The organism is Mycobacterium sp. E342 (assembly GCF_001667665.1).
Taxonomy (GTDB): Bacteria; Actinomycetota; Actinomycetes; order Mycobacteriales; family Mycobacteriaceae; genus Mycobacterium.
On sequence record NZ_LZJM01000296.1, the window covers coordinates 17,315 to 38,135 of the forward strand.

At 63.3% G+C, this 20,821-nt stretch carries 16 protein-coding genes and 3 rRNA genes; 10 read left to right on the forward strand and 9 right to left on the reverse strand.

Annotation, left to right across the window (positions count from 1 at the left end; genetic code table 11):
- Positions 1-125 precede the first annotated feature (125 nt).
- The 4 genes from murA to rrf all read left to right on the forward strand — a co-directional run bounded on the left by murA (position 126) and on the right by rrf (position 6,851).
- Entirely contained in the window at positions 126-1,379 is a 1,254-nt protein-coding gene (murA, locus tag A5692_RS24480) for a UDP-N-acetylglucosamine 1-carboxyvinyltransferase (protein WP_067924781.1), read from the forward strand.
- Between the two features lie 368 nt (positions 1,380-1,747).
- Positions 1,748-3,267 (forward strand): 16S ribosomal RNA (locus tag A5692_RS24485).
- A gap of 282 nt (positions 3,268-3,549) precedes the next feature.
- Positions 3,550-6,648: ribosomal RNA gene (locus A5692_RS24490) — 23S ribosomal RNA — on the forward strand.
- A 90-nt stretch (positions 6,649-6,738) separates the two neighbouring features.
- Positions 6,739-6,851: ribosomal RNA gene (gene rrf, locus A5692_RS24495) — 5S ribosomal RNA — on the forward strand.
- Together the 16S, 23S and 5S rRNA genes form the textbook arrangement of a ribosomal RNA operon.
- A 58-nt stretch (positions 6,852-6,909) precedes the next feature.
- Here the strand turns inward: rrf and A5692_RS24500 are convergent.
- Together A5692_RS24500 and A5692_RS24505 are read right to left on the reverse strand one after the other, a co-directional pair.
- Positions 6,910-7,413 carry a methylated-DNA--[protein]-cysteine S-methyltransferase gene (locus A5692_RS24500; protein WP_068061150.1) on the reverse strand — a complete coding sequence of 168 codons (504 nt, stop codon included), beginning with the start codon at positions 7,411-7,413 and terminating at the stop codon, positions 6,910-6,912.
- Positions 7,410-8,897: a DNA-3-methyladenine glycosylase 2 family protein gene (locus A5692_RS24505; RefSeq protein ID WP_068061153.1), complete on the reverse strand. Its 1,488-nt coding sequence runs from the start codon at positions 8,895-8,897 to the stop codon at positions 7,410-7,412. Before A5692_RS24505 ends, A5692_RS24500 begins: the two co-directional genes overlap by 4 nt.
- A 275-nt stretch (positions 8,898-9,172) precedes the next feature.
- Here A5692_RS24505 and A5692_RS24510 point away from each other — a divergent pair, with 275 nt between their 5' ends.
- Positions 9,173-11,944 (forward strand): LuxR family transcriptional regulator, encoded by a 2,772-nt coding sequence (locus tag A5692_RS24510; protein ID WP_068061260.1) that lies wholly within the window; start codon positions 9,173-9,175, stop codon positions 11,942-11,944.
- 85 nt (positions 11,945-12,029) lie between these two features.
- Here the strand turns inward: A5692_RS24510 and A5692_RS24515 are convergent, their stop codons facing one another.
- Together A5692_RS24515 and A5692_RS24520 are read right to left on the reverse strand one after the other, a co-directional pair.
- Positions 12,030-12,674, reverse strand: a complete 645-nt coding sequence (locus tag A5692_RS24515) for a hypothetical protein (RefSeq protein ID WP_068061156.1) — start codon at positions 12,672-12,674, stop codon at positions 12,030-12,032.
- 253 nt (positions 12,675-12,927) lie between these two features.
- The gene (locus A5692_RS24520; protein WP_068061159.1) at positions 12,928-13,155 is read right to left on the reverse strand and encodes a hypothetical protein; all 228 of its coding nucleotides are present in this window, start codon (positions 13,153-13,155) and stop codon (positions 12,928-12,930) included.
- On the opposite strand from A5692_RS24520, the gene A5692_RS29270 reads away from it, so the two are divergent.
- A complete protein-coding gene (locus A5692_RS29270; protein WP_156766253.1) occupies positions 13,145-13,483 on the forward strand; it encodes a hypothetical protein in 339 nt (112 codons plus the stop codon). The genes A5692_RS24520 and A5692_RS29270 overlap by 11 nt on opposite strands.
- 195 nt (positions 13,484-13,678) lie before the next feature.
- Here A5692_RS29270 and A5692_RS29275 read toward each other — a convergent pair whose 3' ends face one another.
- Positions 13,679-14,377 (reverse strand): hypothetical protein, encoded by a 699-nt coding sequence (locus A5692_RS29275; protein ID WP_156766254.1) that lies wholly within the window; start codon positions 14,375-14,377, stop codon positions 13,679-13,681.
- A 391-nt stretch (positions 14,378-14,768) separates the two neighbouring features.
- Between A5692_RS29275 and A5692_RS24535 the strand changes: the two genes are divergently transcribed.
- Together A5692_RS24535 and A5692_RS29280 are read left to right on the forward strand one after the other, a co-directional pair.
- Positions 14,769-15,188, forward strand: coding sequence for a hypothetical protein (locus A5692_RS24535; RefSeq protein ID WP_156766255.1), 420 nt, complete (start codon positions 14,769-14,771; stop codon positions 15,186-15,188).
- A 138-nt stretch (positions 15,189-15,326) separates the two neighbouring features.
- On the forward strand, positions 15,327-15,524 hold the full coding sequence (locus A5692_RS29280) for a hypothetical protein (RefSeq protein WP_156766256.1): 198 nt from the start codon (positions 15,327-15,329) through the stop codon (positions 15,522-15,524).
- Positions 15,525-15,763: 239 nt separating this feature from the next.
- Here the strand turns inward: A5692_RS29280 and A5692_RS24545 are convergent, their stop codons facing one another.
- The 3 genes from A5692_RS24545 to A5692_RS24555 form a co-directional block, all read right to left on the reverse strand.
- The gene (locus A5692_RS24545) at positions 15,764-16,585 is read right to left on the reverse strand and encodes a hypothetical protein (protein WP_156766257.1); all 822 of its coding nucleotides are present in this window, start codon (positions 16,583-16,585) and stop codon (positions 15,764-15,766) included.
- 608 nt (positions 16,586-17,193) lie between these two features.
- Complete coding sequence (locus A5692_RS29585) at positions 17,194-17,574, reverse strand: hypothetical protein (RefSeq protein ID WP_068061181.1); 381 nt, start codon at positions 17,572-17,574, stop codon at positions 17,194-17,196.
- Positions 17,575-17,635: 61 nt separating this feature from the next.
- Complete coding sequence (locus tag A5692_RS24555; protein WP_068061183.1) at positions 17,636-19,258, reverse strand: adenylate/guanylate cyclase domain-containing protein; 1,623 nt, start codon at positions 19,256-19,258, stop codon at positions 17,636-17,638.
- Between the two features lie 45 nt (positions 19,259-19,303).
- Between A5692_RS24555 and nucS the strand changes: the two genes are divergently transcribed.
- Both nucS and A5692_RS28640 read left to right on the forward strand, forming a co-directional pair.
- Positions 19,304-19,975 carry an endonuclease NucS gene (gene nucS / locus A5692_RS24560; RefSeq protein WP_068061185.1) on the forward strand — a complete coding sequence of 224 codons (672 nt, stop codon included), beginning with the start codon at positions 19,304-19,306 and terminating at the stop codon, positions 19,973-19,975.
- 22 nt (positions 19,976-19,997) lie between these two features.
- On the forward strand, positions 19,998-20,294 hold the full coding sequence (locus A5692_RS28640) for a hypothetical protein (protein WP_082963056.1): 297 nt from the start codon (positions 19,998-20,000) through the stop codon (positions 20,292-20,294).
- 10 nt (positions 20,295-20,304) lie between these two features.
- Here the strand turns inward: A5692_RS28640 and mce are convergent, their stop codons facing one another.
- Positions 20,305-20,772: a methylmalonyl-CoA epimerase gene (gene mce, locus A5692_RS24565; RefSeq protein WP_197514559.1), complete on the reverse strand. Its 468-nt coding sequence runs from the start codon at positions 20,770-20,772 to the stop codon at positions 20,305-20,307.
- Positions 20,773-20,821: the final 49 nt, after the last annotated feature.

Consider the following 20,821-nt stretch of genomic DNA (forward strand, 5'->3'; position numbering starts at 1 on the left):
GCCTCGGCTGACCCCTCGCCGCTTCGCGGCTGGGGGGGCGCCCCCACCTCACTCCGCGCCACGGAGCGCATCGTCGTCAAGCGGGCTGACTGACAACCCGATACCGCTTCACTAGACTGACGCGGGTGGCTGAGCGATTCGTGGTGACCGGCGGCAACCGGTTGTCCGGCGAAGTCGCAGTGGGGGGCGCCAAGAACAGCGTGCTCAAGCTGATGGCCGCGACGCTGCTGGCCGAGGGCACCAGCACCATCACCAACTGCCCCGACATCCTCGATGTGCCGTTGATGGCCGAGGTCTTGCGCGGCCTGGGAGCCACCGTCGAACTCGACGGCGACGTCGCCCGCATCACCTCACCCGACGAGCCGAAATACGACGCCGACTTCGCGGCGGTGCGACAGTTCCGGGCGTCGGTCTGCGTGCTCGGGCCGCTGGTCGGACGGTGCAAGCGGGCCAGGGTCGCGCTGCCCGGCGGTGACGCGATCGGTTCCCGTCCGCTGGACATGCATCAGGCGGGCCTGCGCCAGCTGGGCGCCCAGTGCAACATCGAACACGGTTGCGTCGTCGCGCACGCCGATACCTTGCGCGGCGCGGAGATCCAGCTCGAGTTTCCCTCGGTGGGGGCCACGGAGAACATCCTCATGGCCGCCGTGCTGGCCGAGGGCGTCACCACGATCCACAATGCGGCGCGCGAACCCGACGTCGTGGACCTGTGCACCATGTTGAACCAGATGGGTGCGCAGGTCGAGGGTGCCGGCTCGTCGACCATGACCATCACCGGGGTCCCGCGGCTGTACCCGACCGAGCACCGGGTGATCGGGGATCGCATCGTTGCCGCCACCTGGGGCATCGCCGCCGCGATGACCCGGGGAGACATCTCGGTGACCGGCGTCGACCCGGCCCACCTCCAGGTGGTGCTGCACAAGCTGCACGACGCCGGCGCGACCGTCACCCAGACGGACAACAGCTTTCGGATCACCCAGTACGAACGCCCCAAGGCCGTCAACGTGGCGACCCTGCCGTTCCCCGGGTTCCCGACGGATCTGCAGCCGATGGCGATCGCCCTGGCGTCGATCGCCGACGGCACCTCGATGATCACGGAGAACGTTTTCGAGGCCCGTTTCCGCTTTGTCGAAGAGATGATCCGGTTGGGCGCGGACGCCCGGACCGACGGTCACCACGCAGTCGTGCGAGGCCTGCCGCAATTGTCGAGCGCCCCGGTGTGGTGTTCGGACATTCGGGCCGGTGCGGGCCTGGTGTTGGCGGGGCTCGTCGCCGACGGTGACACCGAGGTTCACGACGTCTTTCACATCGATCGCGGCTACCCGTTGTTCGTGGAGAACCTGGCGATTTTGGGAGCGGAGATCGAGCGGGTAGAGTAACCAAAGTCAGTGCCCCACAGGGGCGGTCGCCACACCAGGCGGCCGACACCCCGGGCGCTTGACTCCCTCGCTGGATTGGTACTAGCCTGGCACGGCTGCTCCCGAAACGGTCTCCGGAAGACCAAAACTGGGAGTTGACTCCACTGCCGGACTTGTATTAAGCTGGCAGGGTTGCCCCAAAACGGGCGAAACAAGTGTTGTTTGAGAACTCAATAGTGTGTTTGGTCTTTTTATTTGTTGTTGTTTTTTGGCCATACCTAGCACTCCCCGTGTGTGGGTATGGCAACTTTTGATGCCAGTTATTGGTGTCTTTTTGTTAGGTCAGATTTTCTCTGATTTGAAATTCACCTCGTTCTGCGAGGAGATTTTGTTTGGAGAGTTTGATCCTGGCTCAGGACGAACGCTGGCGGCGTGCTTAACACATGCAAGTCGAACGGAAAGGCCCCTTCGGGGGTACTCGAGTGGCGAACGGGTGAGTAACACGTGGGCAATCTGCCCTGCACTTCGGGATAAGCCTGGGAAACTGGGTCTAATACCGAATAGGACCACTTGGCGCATGCCTTGTGGTGGAAAGCTTTTGCGGTGTGGGATGGGCCCGCGGCCTATCAGCTTGTTGGTGGGGTGATGGCCTACCAAGGCGACGACGGGTAGCCGGCCTGAGAGGGTGTCCGGCCACACTGGGACTGAGATACGGCCCAGACTCCTACGGGAGGCAGCAGTGGGGAATATTGCACAATGGGCGCAAGCCTGATGCAGCGACGCCGCGTGGGGGATGACGGCCTTCGGGTTGTAAACCTCTTTCAGCAGGGACGAAGCGCAAGTGACGGTACCTGCAGAAGAAGCACCGGCCAACTACGTGCCAGCAGCCGCGGTAATACGTAGGGTGCGAGCGTTGTCCGGAATTACTGGGCGTAAAGAGCTCGTAGGTGGTTTGTCGCGTTGTTCGTGAAAACCGGGGGCTTAACCCTCGGCGTGCGGGCGATACGGGCAGACTAGAGTACTGCAGGGGAGACTGGAATTCCTGGTGTAGCGGTGGAATGCGCAGATATCAGGAGGAACACCGGTGGCGAAGGCGGGTCTCTGGGCAGTAACTGACGCTGAGGAGCGAAAGCGTGGGGAGCGAACAGGATTAGATACCCTGGTAGTCCACGCCGTAAACGGTGGGTACTAGGTGTGGGTTTCCTTCCTTGGGATCCGTGCCGTAGCTAACGCATTAAGTACCCCGCCTGGGGAGTACGGCCGCAAGGCTAAAACTCAAAGGAATTGACGGGGGCCCGCACAAGCGGCGGAGCATGTGGATTAATTCGATGCAACGCGAAGAACCTTACCTGGGTTTGACATGCACAGGACGCGTCTAGAGATAGGCGTTCCCTTGTGGCCTGTGTGCAGGTGGTGCATGGCTGTCGTCAGCTCGTGTCGTGAGATGTTGGGTTAAGTCCCGCAACGAGCGCAACCCTTGTCTCATGTTGCCAGCGGGTAATGCCGGGGACTCTTGAGAGACTGCCGGGGTCAACTCGGAGGAAGGTGGGGATGACGTCAAGTCATCATGCCCCTTATGTCCAGGGCTTCACACATGCTACAATGGCCGGTACAAAGGGCTGCGATGCCGTAAGGTTAAGCGAATCCTTTTAAAGCCGGTCTCAGTTCGGATCGGGGTCTGCAACTCGACCCCGTGAAGTCGGAGTCGCTAGTAATCGCAGATCAGCAACGCTGCGGTGAATACGTTCCCGGGCCTTGTACACACCGCCCGTCACGTCATGAAAGTCGGTAACACCCGAAGCCAGTGGCCTAACCCTTTGGGAGGGAGCTGTCGAAGGTGGGATCGGCGATTGGGACGAAGTCGTAACAAGGTAGCCGTACCGGAAGGTGCGGCTGGATCACCTCCTTTCTAAGGAGCACCACGAAAAGCACTCCAACTGGTGGGGTGCGAGCCGTGAGGGGTTTCCGCCTGTAGTGGGCGGGAGCCGGGTGCACAACAGCAAATGATTGCCAGACACACTATTGGGCCCTGAGACAACACTCGGCCAGTCCGTGTGGTGTCCCTCCATCTTGGTGGTGGGGTGTGGTGTTTGAGTATTGGATAGTGGTTGCGAGCATCTAAACGGATGCGTTGCCGGCAACGGTCGCGTGTTCGTTGAAATGTGTAATTTCTTCTTTGGTTTTTGTGTGTAAGTAAGTGTTTAAGGGCGCATGGTGGATGCCTTGGCATCGAGAGCCGATGAAGGACGTGGGAGGCTGCGATATGCCTCGGGGAGCTGTCAACCGAGCATTGATCCGAGGATTTCCGAATGGGGAAACCCAGCACGAGTGATGTCGTGTTACCCGCATCTGAATATATAGGATGCGGGAGGTAACGCGGGGAAGTGAAACATCTCAGTACCCGTAGGAGAAGAAAACAATTGTGATTCCGTTAGTAGTGGCGAGCGAACGCGGAACAGGCTAAACCGCATGCATGGATAACCGGGTAGGGGTTGTGTGTGCGGGGTTGTGGGATTGATATTTCTCAGCTCTACCTGGCTGAGGGGTAGTCAGAAAGTGTCGTGGTTAGCGGAAGTGGCCTGGGACGGCCCGCCGTAGACGGTGAAAGCCCGGTACGCGAAAACCCGGCACCTACCTTGTATCAACACCCGAGTAGCAGCGGGCCCGTGGAATCTGCTGTGAATCTGCCGGGACCACCCGGTAAGCCTAAATACTTCTCGATGACCGATAGCGGATTAGTACCGTGAGGGAATGGTGAAAAGTACCCCGGGAGGGGAGTGAAATAGTACCTGAAACCGTGTGCCTACAATCCGTCAGAGCCTCCTTGTGGGGTGATGGCGTGCCTTTTGAAGAATGAGCCTGCGAGTCAGGGACACGTCGCGAGGTTAACCCGTGCGGGGTAGCCGCAGCGAAAGCGAGTCTGAATAGGGCGCATCCCCTTTGGGGTGTAGTGGCGTGTTCTGGACCCGAAGCGGAGTGATCTACCCATGGCCAGGGTGAAGCGCGGGTAAGACCGCGTGGAGGCCCGAACCCACTTAGGTTGAAGACTGAGGGGATGAGCTGTGGGTAGGGGTGAAAGGCCAATCAAACTCCGTGATAGCTGGTTCTCCCCGAAATGCATTTAGGTGCAGCGTTACGTGTTTCACCACGGAGGTAGAGCTACTGGATGGCCGATGGGCCCTACTAGGTTACTGACGTCAGCCAAACTCCGAATGCCGTGGTGTATAGCGTGGCAGTGAGACGGCGGGGGATAAGCTCCGTACGTCGAGAGGGAAACAGCCCAGATCGCCGGCTAAGGCCCCTAAGCGTGTGCTAAGTGGAAAAGGATGTGCAGTCGCAGAGACAACCAGGAGGTTGGCTTAGAAGCAGCCACCCTTGAAAGAGTGCGTAATAGCTCACTGGTCAAGTGATTGTGCGCCGATAATGTAGCGGGGCTCAAGCACACCGCCGAAGCCGCGGCAACCGTAAGGTTGGGTAGGGGAGCGTCCCCCATGCGACGAAGCTACCGGGTAACCGAGTGGTGGAGTTTGGGGGAGTGAGAATGCAGGCATGAGTAGCGATAAGGCAAGTGAGAACCTTGCCCGCCGTAAGACCAAGGGTTCCTGGGCCAGGCCAGTCCGCCCAGGGTGAGTCGGGACCTAAGGCGAGGCCGACAGGCGTAGTCGATGGACAACGGGTTGATATTCCCGTACCCGTGTGTGGGCGTCCCTGACGAATCAGCGGTACTAACCACCCAAATGGTGGTCTATCAATCCCTTCGGGGTGCGAGGATCGCCGGCTGCGTGGGATCTTCGCTGGTAGTAGTCAAGCAATGGGGTGACGCAGGAAGGTAGCCGTACCAGTCAGTGGTAATACTGGGGCAAGCCCGTAGGGAGAGCGATAGGCAAATCCGTCGCTCATTAATCCTGAGAGGTGATGCATAGCCGATTGAGGCGAATTCGGTGATCCTCTGCTGCCAAGAAAAGCCTCTAGCGAGCACACACACGGCCCGTACCCCAAACCGACACAGGTGGTCAGGTAGAGCATACCAAGGCGTACGAGATAACTATGGTTAAGGAACTCGGCAAAATGCCCCCGTAACTTCGGGAGAAGGGGGGCCGAAATACCGTGAACACCCTTGCGGTGGGAGCGGGATTCGGCCGCAGAAACCAGTGGGTAGCGACTGTTTACTAAAAACACAGGTCCGTGCGAAGTCGCAAGACGATGTATACGGACTGACGCCTGCCCGGTGCTGGAAGGTTAAGAGGACCCGTTAACCGTAAGGTGAAGCGGAGAATTTAAGCCCCAGTAAACGGCGGTGGTAACTATAACCATCCTAAGGTAGCGAAATTCCTTGTCGGGTAAGTTCCGACCTGCACGAATGGCGTAACGACTTCCCAACTGTCTCAACCATAGACTCGGCGAAATTGCACTACGAGTAAAGATGCTCGTTACGCGCGGCAGGACGAAAAGACCCCGGGACCTTCACTACAACTTGGTATTGGTGTTCGGTACGGTTTGTGTAGGATAGGTGGGAGACTGTGAAACCTCAACGCCAGTTGGGGCGGAGTCGTTGTTGAAATACCACTCTGATCGTATTGGACACCTAACGTCGAACCCTTATCGGGTTCACGGACAGTGCCTGGCGGGTAGTTTAACTGGGGCGGTTGCCTCCTAAAATGTAACGGAGGCGCCCAAAGGTTCCCTCAACCTGGACGGCAATCAGGTGTTGAGTGTAAGTGCACAAGGGAGCTTGACTGCGAGACTTACAAGTCAAGCAGGGACGAAAGTCGGGACTAGTGATCCGGCACCCCCGAGTGGAAGGGGTGTCGCTCAACGGATAAAAGGTACCCCGGGGATAACAGGCTGATCTTCCCCAAGAGTCCATATCGACGGGATGGTTTGGCACCTCGATGTCGGCTCGTCGCATCCTGGGGCTGGAGCAGGTCCCAAGGGTTGGGCTGTTCGCCCATTAAAGCGGCACGCGAGCTGGGTTTAGAACGTCGTGAGACAGTTCGGTCTCTATCCGCCGCGCGCGTCAGAAACTTGAGGAAACCTGTCCCTAGTACGAGAGGACCGGGACGGACGAACCTCTGGTATACCAGTTGTCCCACCAGGGGCACCGCTGGATAGCCACGTTCGGACAGGATAACCGCTGAAAGCATCTAAGCGGGAAACCTTCTCCAAGATCAGGTTTCTCACCCTTTTAGAGGGATAAGGCCCCCCGCAGACCACGGGATTGATAGGCCAGACCTGGAAGCTCAGCAATGAGTGCAGGGAACTGGCACTAACCGGCCGAAAACTTACCAACACACAATCGCAACCACTTTCCATTTCCAGCGGCAATAGCCGCGGAAACTTGGACACCACACCCCCCACCGAAACCAAATTTAAATAGAGTTACGGCGGCCACAGCGACAGGGAAACGCCCGGTCCCATTCCGAACCCGGAAGCTAAGCCTGTCAGCGCCGATGATACTGCCCATGCGGGTGGAAAAGTAGGACACCGCCGAACATACACAAAAACACCCCCGGCAACGGGGGTGTTTTTGCATTCACAATGTCGGCGATTCCTAGTCGAATAATGTCAAAGTCGCATTCGCCGATGCGTGTTTTCTTTCCAGCCCGAGCAGGGTTTGCTTTCGCTCGAGGCCGCCGCCGTAGCCGGTGAGGCTACCGTTTGCGCCGATCACTCGATGGCAGGGAACGACAATCGCAATGGGGTTATGGCCGTTGGCCAATCCCACCGCCCGTGCGGAACCGGGAGCTCCAATCTGTTCCGCAATCTTTCCGTACGACCTCGTTTCGCCGTATGGAATTGTTTGTAACGCTTTCCACACTCGGCGCTGGAACTCGGAGCCGTGCAGCTCGAACTCGAAATCGAATTCTGTCAGTTCGCCGGCGAAATAGGCGTCGAGTTGCTCCGTGGCCTCTTGGAATGCGGCCGGGTTCCTTGCCCAGCCGGTCCGGTTCGGTTCGTAGGTCTGGTCGACCATCCGAAGCATGGTCAAAACCGATGCGTGCCCCGCCAGGGTCAACGGCCCGATCGGGCTTTCGATGGTGCGGTACTCGATCATGCGACCTCCTGTGGTGGCCATTGGTTAACCGGATGCTCGAGGGTGGTCCAAAGGTACTGGGTGGCGTAGGACCGCCAGGGGCGCCACCGGGCGGCATGCGTGGCCAGCGCCCCTTCGTCAGTCGGCAAGCCCAGCTGTCTGGCGGCCGAGCGAAGGCCAAGATCGGTGGCGGGGAAGGCATCTGGGTCACCGAGACCGCGCATGGCAATCACCTCTGCGGTCCACGGGCCTACCCCCGGTAGATCCAGCAATTGCCTGCGGGCGGCTTCCCAGTCGCTCCCGCTGTCCAGGACGATACTGCCGTCGGCCAGGCCGGCGACCAATGCGCTCAGGGTTCGTTGGCGGGCTTTGGGGACCGCCAAATGTACGGGGTCGATCTCGGCGAGCTGCTCCACCGACGGAAAGGTATGAGTCAATCCGCCGTCCGGGTCCGTGATCGGCTGCCCGTAGGCGGCGACCAGGCGGCCGGCGTGCGTGCTCGCCGCTTTGGTCGAGACCTGTTGGCCCAGAACCGCGCGCACGGCCAGCTCGGCCTCGTCGACGGTGCGGGGAATGCGTTGTCCGGGTGCCTTGACGATCGCGGGACGCAGGCCGGGGTCACCGGCGAGCGCCTCGTCCACCGCTTGGGGATCGGCGTCGAGATCGAGCAGCCGCCGGCAGCGGGCGATCGCCGTCGTGAGGTCCCGAAAGTCGTCGAGCGTGAGCACGCAGAGGACGTGATCGACGCCCGGTGTCAGGGCGACGATGGCGCTGCCGATCGGGAGGCGAAGGGTGCGTCGATACGCGCCACCGCGAACTTCCTCGCAGCCGGGCACTGCGCTGGCGGCCAAATGGCCGAAGACGCCTTCGTAGGCGAATGGGGTGCGAACCGGCAGGCGAAGGCACACCGTTCCGGTCGAAGCGGCACCCGATCTGGACCGGGCCGCCGCCAGCCGGCGCAGTTCCGTCGGCGTGTTCTCGAAGACCAGGCGCACGGTGTCGTTGAACTGGCGGATGCTGGAAAACCCCGACGCGAAGGCGACGTCGCCGAACGGCAAAGCAGTGGTCTCGATCAGCAGGCGGGCGGTCTGCGCTCGCTGGGCGCGGGCCAGCGCGAGCGGGCCGGCGCCCACTTCGGCCTGCAGCAGCCGCTCCAGCTGGCGGGTGGTGTAGCCGAGGTGGGCCGCCAGGCCGCCGACACCCTCGCGGTCCACCGTGCCGTCGGCGATGAGCCGCATCGTCCGTGCGACGACGTCGCCGCGCACGTTCCATTCCGGCGAACCCGGCGACGCGTCGGGGCGGCACCGCTTGCACGCCCGGAATCCCGCCCGCTGAGCGGCGGCGGCGGTCGGGTAGAACCGCACGTTGCGTGCGAACGGCGGCCGCACCGGGCAGCTGGGGCGGCAATAGATGCGGGTGGTCAGGACCGCCGTGACGAACCAGCCGTCGAACCGGGCGTCCTTGGACTGGACGGCGCGGTAGCAACGTTCGAAGTCGTCATGCACGCTTCAAGACTTACACCCGTCCGCCGACAAAACTGGCGGAAAAGCGACATGGTAGTGCGGAGGTTGCGGTTTCATCCGATCCTCCCCGGCCGCCCGAAGGTTGCAGGTACGTTAGAGCAGCTATATGTTTCGCTCTATGTCAAGTTGCCCCGGATCATGAGCCGCCTCGCACGCCGCGACCGGCCACGGCTTGTGCGGTTAGGCGAGATGGCTCGCCCAGCCGTGTTCGGCGCCGGCATGTGTTCGTTGGCTTGCGGCTCGTCCCGCTGACGCTCATGGGGGGGCCACTGCTACCGGGGAGTCGTGCGGCGGAGGCCGAAGACGTCTCCGATTTCCTCGATGCCTGCTCTACCAGACCGGCATGCTTACTTTTGGAGGGCGAGGCCGGTATCGGCAAAACCACCTTGTGGTTGGCCGCAATCGAGCAGGCCCGCACACGAGGCATGCACGTGCTCACCGCGCGCGCAGCGGCGACCGAATCGGTGACGGCCTACATTTCCTTGGCGGACCTGTTTTCGGGGCTCCGGGCAGAAGTTCTTGACGCGCTCCCAGCGCCGCAACGCGTGGCGGTCGACCGAATGTTGTTGCAGGTCAGTGACGATGGGCAGGCAACCGACCAGCGTGCGATTGCGGCGGCATTCCTTTCGGTGGTCGAGATCCTGTCGGATCGTGCACCCGTGCTGGTGGCCATTGACGACCTCCAATGGCTGGACCCTTCGAGTGCTCGCATCATCGCGTTCGCGGCACGACGGTTCTCAGGCCCAGTCGGGCTGCTCGCGACTGTGCGCACCGGCGACGGTGACGATGTGTCGTGGTTCCAGTTCGAAAACCCGAATGGCATAACGCGAATTGCGCTCAAGCCCTTGAACGTCGGCGGACTGCATCAAGTCATCAAGGCGCAGTTGGGGCGCTCGGTTTCACGACATGCCATGTTGCGCATCCACGACGCTTCTGGCGGCAATCCCTTCTATGCCATCGAATTAGCGCGCGCCATACCCGAGGGGCAAACGGGCATCGAAATGACTCTGCCGACCACATTGACCGGGCTGGTGACCTCCAAAATCGGGGTGCTCGACGACGATGTGCGCGAAATCCTTCTTGCCGCAGCATGTCTGGCCGAACCGACGGTAGACGTCGTGTCGGAGGCGACAGGTCAGGCCGTCGATGAGTGCGTTGAACGACTGCTCGCTGCAGAGCAGCGTGGCATCATCACGATTGACCGTAACCGGCTCCGATTCACTCACCCGCTACTGACCGCTGCCGTCTATACCGCCGCCTCGCCGGCACAAAGGCGCAACATGCACAGGCGGCTCGCAGCGCTGGTCGACCACCCGGAATTGCGCGCTCGCCATCTGGCACTGGCCGCCACCCACGGCGACCCGGCGACGCTGGAGGCTCTCGACGCCGCCGCCGAGTTGGCCAGCAGGCGTGGGGCGCCGGCGGCGGCCGCCGAGTTCACCGAATTAGCCATCGAGCTCGGTGCAAATAATCCTGAGCGTCAGATCCGTTGCGCGACCCTTCACTTCAGCGCCGGTGATGCCGCGCGCGCACGCGAGGTTCTCGAGGAAGTGCTCAAGACCTCAGCGCCGGAGAACGTCCACGCTGAGGCCCTCAGTTTGCTGGGACTGTGGGCACTGCTCGACGGTAGTTCCCGGGACGCCGCCAGGCTCCTGCAGCGAGCGGCGGACGCGGCCACCGGAGACAATGGGTTGCTTGGCCGGATACTGGTGTCGTTGTCCTTCGCCCGGATTAACAATCACGAGTTCGACGCCGCCGTCCAGGCGGCCAACGAGGCGGTGAACAGGGCGGCCCGGCTAGACGACCGTCAGGTCCTGAGCCAGGCGTTGAGCATGCAAGTTCTGGTGCACTTCCTGGTCGGTGACGGGTTCGACGAAGCAACCTTGCGAACAGCGCTGCTACTCGACGACGGCCAAGAGCCGTCATCGGCCATGCTGTGGCCAACTCTCCAGCGCGCCGCGCTGCTCAACGCGACGGGACGACTTGACGATGGGCGCCGAGAGCTCAGGACAATTCGGCAGCGCTATGTAGAGCGTGGTGCGGACAGCGAAATGATGGTCGATGCCTTCCATGGCGCGCTCAACGAAATCTGGCGTGGCGACTTCGCGGAAGCATCGCTCATCGGTGAGGACGCCCTGCAGCGTGCGCGCCTCCTCGACGAAGACCTGCCGCTGGCGGTGGCATTGCTGGTTCAGGCCATGGTGGCCGCCTACGCCGGCGACGAGCCTGTGGCTCGCCGCGATGCCCGGGCCGCGCTGAGCGCAGCTCAGCGCTGTGATTCGCCAGCACTGGTCACGGTGTGGCCGACGACCACACTTGGGTTTCTTGAACTTTCCCTCGGCAACTACGAGGCGGTGCTGCAGACTTTGGCGCCGCTGCTCGGCCGACTCGAGCAGCACCCGCGCGCCACGGAAATCTTCGTCACCCCGTTTCTGCCCGACGCGGTCGAGGCGCTGATTCACCTTGGCCGGTTCGACGAGGCCCAGAGCCTGATTGACATTTTGGAGGGCAACGGACATCGGTTGGACAGGCCGTGGATGCTGGCATCGGGGTCGCGTTGCCGGGCGATGCTCCTAGCCGGTAGACGAGATCTGAGCGCGGCGCTAGAGGCCGCCGAACGCGCGATGGCCGAGCATGAGCGGCTACCGATGCCATTTGAGCGCGCCCGCACGCAATTGCTTCTTGGTGAGATTCTGCGCAGACAGCGCGGCAGAGAGAACGCCGCTGCAGCGGTGCGTACGGCCGCGACCGTCTTCGAAGAGCTCAACACGCCGCTTTGGGCGCAACGTGCGCGAAACTCCTTGGAACGCATCAACTTCGGCCGAGACGAGTCGAAGGTGCTGACGTCAGCGGAGCAACGGATCGCCGACTTGGCAGCAGGCGGCAGGACCAATCACGACATCGCCGCTGCACTGTTCATCAGTCCTAAGACCGTCGAAGTGCACCTCTCTAGGATTTATCGCAAACTCGGCATCCGATCCCGCGCGGAACTAGGCCGTCGCCTGGACCAACTGAAAAGCGACTCTTAGCAACCGCTCTGAGTCCTACTCGGGTCCGCGGGGGAGGCGCCGCAACGTTGTATCCGCATCGCGAAAAGGACTTGGACGCCGCGTATCAGGGAATCTGGTAGGCGCAACGTCCCGGCTTGTGCTCGGTGAGGTGTACGGGCTGGCCGTCCACCAAGATCGAGCAGTCGTGAGTACCGTGGTGGTCCGTGTAATTCAAGGCCAGGAACTTGCTTCCGGGAACCTGTACCGTCTGCGACCACGGCGTAGCAACCCATGTGGTGTTGCTGGCCGGATACACCGGCGTCCCGGGGTCGGGAATGGCCGAGAAGACGTCACCCGCTCCCAGGACCTGGTAGGTCACCGTGTGCTCACCGGACGCGGTCGAGTTGGTCTGTGGCTTCAGTCCGCCGGTGGCGCCGACCCCCGCGTTGGCGTTTTCCTGCCACGTTTCGTTGCGCCTCTGCGGGCTGACGCACACTGCATCGCCGTCGAATGCCTCGCGCCATACCAACCCCGAGACGCACGTCTTGGGCCCGTAAGCGCCTCCACCGGCGTAGCCCTGGCCCGCGGCCGCGGCCGAATTCTCGGACTGAACTTCCGACGCGACTGACGGCGAGACGCACACGTTGTCACCCGGTCGGGCTTGGCGCGGAACCTGCCCGGCGGCGTCGCCGGGAATGCAGCCGCCATTCGCAGAAGCGACCGGGACCGTGAAGCTGAAAGTGGCAAGGGCCGCGCCGAGCAGCAACATGGGTATCGGGACTGCCCGCCGGCCCTTACGTCTTTCGGCTCGCCCCGGCTCGCGGCCGGGTTCGTTTACGGACTTGGCCTCTGGCGCCGAATCACAAGACATCAGAACAACTCCTGTCGCCGCCTACGTTCTGTTCGCGCCTCAAAGCTAAAGCGGCGGGGTCCGCGATGGAATACGGAGTTTCCCTATCGGTTCGATGGCCGAACTTCGAAGTGATAGTGCTTTCCCTGATGTGTGGCCGGCCGGTGCACCGCTAGCGTTTGATCGTCTCCTTCAAATCTTCAAACAACAGGAGTTCGATGCGAAGCAGAGCCAGCGCCAAGGCAAACCGGATGTTGACCATCGCGGCGATCATGGCTCTCGCTTTCGTCCTGACGACGCCGGCCGCCATGACGTCAATAGCGGGAATTGTGGTGCCGCAGAAGTACCAGTTGATCTCGACCTCGACACCGCCGACACCACCTACTCCGTTGATCGCCAACGACCATGGCTATGTGCGTGTGACCACGGTGTCCCACGCGATCGGCTGTTCTGTCAGCGTTGAACTGGTCGCTTGCGAAACCTCCTCAGACGGCTGGCCTCCTCGCGGCAACGGTCGCCCTTCTCATACCGTGAGTGTCAGCGCGGACGGCAACTTCCAATTCGTCGACGCGGATCTTGGCGCGCTTGCCGGCAAGGTTGAGCTGCAACCCGGTACATACGAGGCGCAAGGCTGGTCCGTCGTGGCGACCGGGGACAGTTTCATTTTCACCAATGACCGCACTGGCCACGGCATGCAGGTGAGTACCCAAGTCGCGCGACCCCTCTAGGACTCGCCTTTCCGCTGCCCGCGCGCCGCAAGACTATAGGGGAATTACCGATACCGCCCTGGGGTCTCGCGGGCTGCCCGTCCAGGGGACACAGCAGAACGCCGCCGCCGCGAACAACATGCAACCTCAGACGCGGATGTCCACTGCAGCGCACTCCTGGAGTCCGCAATTCCGCGCCATGGCCACGGGTCCGGCTCAAATGAACTGCAGGTGGCTCTGCTCGACGAACCCGTAGCCACGCTGGATCTGATTCGAGTTGACTTGGCACCAACCATTTTTACATGGCACGCCTATGTAGACCTGGGACCCGTTCGTCAACTTGCCGACCTTGGCCGCGACCACGCCAGTCTTGGGATCGGGGACGTCATTGTGTGCGATGTCGAACACATCGGCATCCCCGCCGATCACCTTGGCAAATTGCTGGTACGGCACCGGTGCTGGGGCCGGTGCGACTTTCGGGGGAGCCGGCTTACCAAGGACGACGGCGACAATGCTCTTGTCCGCACCGCCGTCCCGAAACATGCCTACGCCAAAATCCTTATTGTCGCAGTCATGGATGGGAATCCGTTCCTGTGCAACTAGTTCGGATGTAGCCCTGGCAGTGGGATCATCGCGAACGAGATTGCCGCTGGTGGCGCCCTGGTAGCCGTGAGGGTTGATGTGCTCATAGGCGTCGTTTGGGAGTCTGGCGAGTTCCTGTGCCGCGGCTTCGAGTTGACCGGAATACGCCAGGGGTGGGCAGGTCGATTCGGCGCGGGCGCCATTGACGGCGCCCCGAATTGCGTCGAGAGAATCGGCATGCGCGAGTGGAGTCGCGGTGATCCCCGCGAACGCGACCAAGCTGGCTGTCGTGGCTGAGAGGACGACCGCTATGTCTGGTCGTGTCCTGGTCATGACGCCTCCTTGCTACGTCACTCCGGTGCAGTTCCCGCCACGCTATGCCGAGCTTTGCGCGGTACCAATAGGGCGTTTCCCTATGACTTTGGCTCTCAGACGAGTGATCCGGTGCGGCGGATCGTCGCGGGCGCCGTTGATCGCGCTCGACGCGGGTGTAGGGGAACTCCCTATTGATACCCGCAATCCGGCGCACCTAATGTCGAAAGTCGTTGGGCTGTTGAGTCACCGGGTGTGGTGGAGGTACCTGTTCATGAACTGGCTAGGCAATTGTGGTGCCGCGCCCGGACGGCGACGTCGCCCGCACATATTGACCATCGCTGCGTTGTGCTGCGTAGCAGCCGGTTGCGGATCGAACGGGCCGACGGCCGGCGGCGGCGGTGGGGCGACGGTGCCACAATCCGCGGTCGCTTCGAAGCCATCCGCTGCGGCACGCATCGATGCCTGCGCCATGATTGCGCCGGAAGAGATTTCGTCGTTGCTCGGCGTCTCGGTGGCGGGTGTGTCGACGGGCAAGGATCCCGAACAGGGCGATTGCACATGGCAGAACACAGCGACCGAGGAATCGCTGTCGCTCACCATCAGCAATCCCGGCACTGCCCTCAACAATAAGTTGCCCGCCCCCGGCTTCCCCGACGTCACCAAGCCGGGGCCGGACGGCATGCGTTACATGGGAGGCGGCGAGGTGGAATTCGCCGCCGGCAACCGCGTGAATACGGTACAGGTGGCCGTATTGCGACTATCGCCCGACGAGGCGAATGCCGCAGCAGTGAAACTGGCTCGCGAAATCGCACCGCAAGTGCCCCGTTAGCCCTGGACGACAGCTGCGGGAGCGTATGACGTGACGCGTGACGATGCCGGCCCGTCATCGTGCTATCTGGCGGAGTGGTACACCCGTCAGAACAACGATCGACCAATCACGGACATTGCACATTGCTTACGAGGATCATTGGCGACAATCGCCCCCGAAGCCGATCCACCTCAGCTGCTCTACGCGGTGGCGGTCCCGCAGGACGCCTACATGTTCGGCGTATTCGCCGCCAACTCCGCCGATCTTGTTGTCCTCGCGTGCCTGCGGGCAGGACTTCCGGCGGACCGGGTGTCCGCGGCCACCCAGGTGCCACCGATCGGTCCCAGGGCGAGGTAGCGGTTAGCCACAACGTATGGCACGGTAGCGCGGCGGACTGTTACAGCCCCAGATGTGTAGGGGTGCTGGTCTTCTCGCCGTTTCAACCCGGAGTGACCTTCCCGTCAGCGTCCGACGGTCGTCGTCAAATGATCTGCAGCCAAGCACTGTAGGGCGCGAATGGCCCCGCGCCGCGGGTTGGTGACACGTCGGATAACGCAGCTATGCGTCGCGCGGTCCCGATAGCCGGATGCGCAAGCTCAATGCTTCGCCAGCACAACCGTGACGACGTCGACGCTGCGGTCTTCATGACGGACGAAGCCCACTCCGTACACAGTGTTGCTGCAATCGGCAATGGCGCCGTGCGCCTTGGAGGTCAGGCTGTCGATGGCTTTCGCTGCCGGATCGCCGGATGCCAGAAATCCGACTTGCCCAGGCGTGAACGCGGGAGTTTCCGTCCTGGCGTACTGCTGAGCCACGCCCTCGAGTGCAGTTTGATAAGCCAAGCCAGGGCAGCCGGTTTCGCTGCGTGCCTGAACTACCGCACTCGCCTCCAGGTCGAGTCCCGGGCCGTGCGCCTGGTTGACGGGCGGAGGGGTCGTGGGCGTCGTGGAGGACTGGCCGAGCACGATGGTGACGACATCGACGCTGCGATCTTCATGCCGGATGAAGCCCACGCCGAAGTCGTTGTACTTGCAATCGTGAACCGCGCCTTTCGCTTTTCCCATCGCGCTGTCAGCAGCCTTGGCATATGGGTCGCCGGAGCCCAGGAAGGCGACGACGGTGCCCGCGTAGCCGGCCAGCTGCACCGGGGCCTTTTCCGTGGTGGCGTACTGCTGAGCGGCATTGTCGAGGTCGCCACGCTCGGTCAGCGGGGGGCATGCGGTGGAGCGGCGTTCGTTGTTGACGTATTGCTTTGTGTCCTGTTGGTCGGCACGAGCGAGCCCGGCCGGCCCCGCAGCGGAGAACAGGGCGACACCAGTGGCGGCCGTCATCGCGAACGCGAGCGTTGAATTCATCCTTCGTGCCATCCCGTTCTCCTCTTTCCCTATCGGGTCACCAATGCCGAGGACGACGCGCACGGCCAGTGGTTCACTTCGTTCCCTCGACTCTCACCCGTTGGGAGGAGGGAAAAAATAAGGAGTTTCCCTATCGATCGACTGCGGTCGGCTACCGGATGAACTGCGTCGGGCGTAGTGCGAACACCGCCCCGTGCTGCACAGTGATCCGGCGGACCACAGCGCTCACCTATGCGGCGCCCTCGGTAACTTGGCGAGGCGCCGACGTCGCGGTACGGGTCGGCGTCGGCCAGCGAACCATCCTCGGCCCGGGCACACAATTCTGCCGTTGATGGGCATCAGATCAACGCGTAGTCCGGCTGACACCAAGCCGGCGGTGGTGACGAGACTCGCCGCTTTCCGACACCATCCACGGCTGACGATGCAATGCGGCACAGATCGCATCCAGCAGTCTCCGCAGGCCGCACCCTGGGTGCATGGAAACGAAGGCCGGCGCACACGGCGGCATCGTGGTACCACGTCGGCCGGTGGCTCGGCGGGGGAGTACTCCATCGCGCGCTGTTGCGGATCGGCGCCCGATTGGTGGCGTCGGTATGCGTGGGGGAGCGCCGCCGGGACGATGACGCCGGCGACCAGGCCGGCGTCATCGCCCAGCGGGGCGGTGCCGGTTATTACGGGCTAGGAGGGGTTCCGACGCAAACGCCGCCGGCGCAGGCGCCCGCGCCGCCGGGTCCGGCGGAAGCCCCGGCGCCTGGCACACCCGCACTCGCCCCGCCGGGACCGGCGCCGGCGCCGGAACCACCCGGTCCGGCGGTCGTGGCGCCACCGGGTCCGGTCTCGGGGCCGCCGCCGCCCGGTCCGGCGGGAGTCGTTGCCGCCGGTGCCGTCGTGGTGACGCTCGCGGGCGTCGTGACGGTGGTGGTGACGGTCGACGTCGTCGGGTTCTTGTTGTTGTTGTTCGAGCTGCATCCCGCGGTGAACGAACTCAGGGCGATTGCCGCGGCGATGCCCGCGGCGACGGAAACACGGCGGGCAGTCCCACTACCGGTCATGTCAACACCAATCTCTATGAGGGGCGATGTCCTTAATCCCGTTACCCACTCGGGCCGGAAATCAATCGCGCCACGCGGGCGAGTCGGCGGGCGAAGCCAGCCGGGTGGGGCGCTCGTGTCCGCGAAGCGTCACGGTCTCACCCAAACTCCAACGGGCGCGTTCCTTCTCGCTCGCGCCCTCCAGCGCGCCGGACGTCGCAAGCAGCCGGCCGGGGTGTGACTTGGCCAGCTCGCACAGCCGGGCCGCCTCGTTGACCGGCCCACCGATCACGGTGTACTCGAAGCGTTCCCTGGCGCCGACATTGCCGGCGACCACTTGCCCCGCCGCCACGCCGATACCGGCCTGGCACTCCGGCATTTCGTTGTCGAGCCGCTCGGCGATGGCGCGAGCGGTGGCCAGCGCCTCGTCTTCCGGACGGTCCAGATGATTGGGCGCTCCGAAGATCGCCAACGTCGCGTCGCCCTCGAACTTGTTGACCAGCCCGCAGTGTCGGTCCACTTCCTCGACAACGATGCCGAAGAATTGATTGAGCACCGAAACGACTTCGGCCGGAGGCCTGCTGGTCACCAGTTGGGTAGAGCCGACGATGTCGATGAATACGACTGCCACGTGACGTTCTTCGCCGCCCAGCTTCGGTCGCTCGCGTTCCGCGGCCAGGGCGACCTCGCGCCCGACGTGCCGGCCGAAGAGGTCGCGGACGCGTTCGCGCTCGCGCAAACCGTCGACCATCGCGTTGAATCCGCGTTGTAGCTCACCGAGTTCGGTCCCGTCGAACACCACGAGGTCCCCCCGCAGATCACCGCGCTCGACACGCCTCAGCGCCGCGCGGACCACGCGCACCGGAGTCGCGGTGAGCCAGGCCAGGATCCACATCAACAGGCAACCGAAGATGAGCGTGGCGATCGACACGATCAGCACGCCGACGGCGAATTGCGTTTCGGTCAGATTGCGCATCAGGGCCTGGAAGCCCGCCAGGAAGGCGATGCCGAGAACGGGCAGGCCCGATCCGAGGAACCAGACCACCATGGTCCGGCCCATGATCCCCGAGGCGAATCGCCGCGGCGGTGGCCCCGCTTCGAGCGCCTGAGCCGCAGCCGGGCGCAGCGCGAACTCGGCGAGCAGATAACTGCCGGTCGCCACCAAGATGCCGCAGATGCCCACCGCGATCAGGAAGCGCGGGATGAACAGCGTGTTGACCAGGCCGTAAAGCGTGGTCAGCACCGTCGCCCCGACACTCCACAGGATGAGATCGAAGCGGGCGATGCGCCAGGGGGCGAGGAAGGTGTTGCGCTCGTCCTCCCGGCTCGGCGTGCGCTCCTCGATGGCCCAGCGCAGCGATACGACGGTCCTGCGGGTGATCCAATAGGTGCCCACCGCCAGTGCCAGCGCGATGTAGGCCGGCGATGCCGCGAAGGTGATCCACCACGGCGCGTCGAACACGCTCGGCTGCGGAATGGCGATGGTCACCAGGAGCAGCGCGACGGCGATGCCGATCAGGTTGGCGCCCAAGACCAACACCGTCAGGATGACCTGGATGCGAATGCGGCGACGGAGCTGGCTTTCGGACACCCGGCCCAGCAGCAGCGAGCCGTACGCCGGGGTCTCCGGTAGCCGGCCGCTCTGACGGGTGACCGTCTCGAGCACCCGGCCGATGCGTTTTGCCAAGCTCTGGTTGGCCGACATGGTGGCGTCAGCCTAATTTGTCGGCCACGCTCTAAGGTGAGTCGGGTGCGTCTAGTCATCGCCCAGTGCACAGTGGACTATGTCGGCCGGCTCACCGCGCATCTTCCTTCGGCGCGCAGGTTGCTGTTGTTCAAGGCGGACGGCTCGGTCAGCGTGCACGCCGACGACCGTGCCTACAAACCGCTGAACTGGATGAGTCCGCCGTGCTGGCTCAGCGAGGAGGCCGGTGATCTGGCGCCCGTGTGGGTGGTGCAGAACAAGGCCGGCGAACAGTTGCGCATCACCGTCGAGTCGGTCGAGCACGACTCCAGCCACGACCTCGGCGTTGACCCCGGCTTGGTCAAGGACGGCGTCGAAGCCCACCTGCAGGCGTTGCTCGCCGAGCACGTGCAACTGCTCGGCGAGGGTTACACGCTGGTGCGCCGGGAATACATGACCGCGATCGGGCCGGTCGACCTGCTGTGCCGTGACGAGCAGGGCGGTTCCGTCGCGGTGGAGATCAAGCGGCGGGGGGAGATCGACGGCGTCGAGCAGCTCACCCGCTACCTCGAGTTGCTCAATCGCGACAGCGTGCTGGCACCGGTGAAGGGGGTGTTCGCGGCCCAGCAGATCAAGCCGCAAGCGCGCACGCTCGCCACTGACCGCGGGATCCGTTGCATCACATTGGATTACGACAAGATGCGGGGGATGGACAGCGACGAATACCGGCTGTTCTGAGCCTCGCGGCTAGGCTGGCCGCATGGCCCGGCGTCGTACCCCGCCACGTCGGCAGCGCCCGTCCCCCTCGCCGCCGGCGCTGCGCCGGCTGGAGATCGGGCCGGACGGCCACGAGTACGAGGTGCGTCCCGTCGCGGCGGCCCGCGCGGTCAAGACCTACCGCTGTCCCGGTTGCGATCACGAAATACGCTCGGGCACGGCTCATCTGGTGGTCTGGCCGACTGATCCGACCCTCGGCGGGGCCGAGGATCGTCGCCATTGGCATGCCGCGTGCTGGACCCACCGCGCCACGCGCGGGCCCACCCGGAGGTGGTCCTGACCGCCGCGTCTCAGGCGGCCGGTTCGACCAGTTCGATGAGAACGCCGCCGGCGTCCTTGGGGTGGATGAAGTTGATCCGTGAGTTTGCCGTACCGCGGCGGGGCACATCGTAGAGAAGCCGGATGTCCTGAGAGCGCAGGTGCTCGATCACGCTGTCGAGGTCGCTCACCCGGACGGCCATCTGCTGGATGCCGGGCCCGCGCTTGTCGATGAACTTGGCGATGGTCGAGGAGTCGTCGATCGGTGCCATCAGCTGGATCTGGGTGGTACCGGCCGGGGCGCCCGGCGCGGCCAGCATGGCCTCGCGGATTCCCTGCTCCTCGTTGACTTCCTCGTGCACAACGATCATGCCGAGGTGGTCGTGATACCACGCGATGGCCGCGTCCAGGTCGGCGACTGCGATGCCGACGTGATCGATCGCCGTCACCAGCGCGGTGGCCAGGACCTGACGGGCGTCAACTTGATCGGTCGTCATCACATAAAGGTAACCTGGCGGCAAAGATTGCGCTTCTCCGGGAGGCCAAATC